The following is an 816-nucleotide window of genomic DNA, read 5'->3' on the forward strand; positions in this document are numbered from 1 at the left end:
GCGGCTGGCCGGATCAGCCATTGCCGCCGACCTTGCCGCGCAAGGTTTCCAGCAGCGCGGCGTTCTGCGCCTGGACGGCCTCGAGCTGACCGGACAGACGCGCGGCGCTTTCGCGTGCGGCGGCGGCTTCCTTCGCGATCGCGTCGTGTGACTTCTGCGCCGCCACCACCTTTTCGGCGCAGCGCTGTGCTTCCTTGGCGGCCTCTTTGCGGTGCTCCTGGTGCGCCTGGTCGGCGGCCTCGGCTTTCGCCTTCACCGCGGCAAGCTCGTTGCGCAGGCCTTCGGCGTCGGTCGTCGTGCGCTTGATCTCGGCGCGCACCTGGTCGACGTCGGCATGCGCACGGTCGAGCTCCGCGCGCAAATCAGCGACACGGTGGTCGAGCTCGGCTGCAGTCGCTTCGGCACGCTCGGCGCGAGTGGTAGCTGCCCCGAGATCGGCGCGCACCTGGCCGAGCTCGTCGCGCAGCTTCTGGAGTTCGGCCGCAGCGATCGCCGCCGTCTCGCGCGCCTCGTTCTCGAGCGCCTCGATGCGCGACTTCGCGAGCTCGAGCTCGTCGGCCTGGGCCTCGAACGCGTCCGAGAGCTCGACGCGCATCTGGTCGAGCTCGACACGCTCCGCGTCCCACGCCGATTGCGCCTCGCGCAAGGATTGGTTCGCCAGCTCCTGCGCCTGCGTCCAGAGCTGGGCAATCGCCTGCTCGCTCGCCTTGGCCACAACCTCGGGCACGGTGACTTCGATCGGCGCCGCCTGCGCGGTTTGCTGCCGACGCCATTCGCGCATCGCCGCGGTCGCGGCGTGCATGTCGACTTTCGCCA

The 816-nt window shown here is 70.3% G+C and carries 1 protein-coding gene; it reads right to left on the bottom strand.

The genetic code is table 11. From position 1 onward, the window contains the following. Positions 1–13 precede the first annotated feature (13 nt). Positions 14–816, bottom strand: an 803-nt coding sequence (locus ACUH78_RS19395) for a DNA-binding protein (RefSeq protein ID WP_445334463.1), incomplete at its 5' end; no start/stop codon positions are given.

This window comes from Thauera sp. ZXT1-4 (assembly GCF_052598215.2).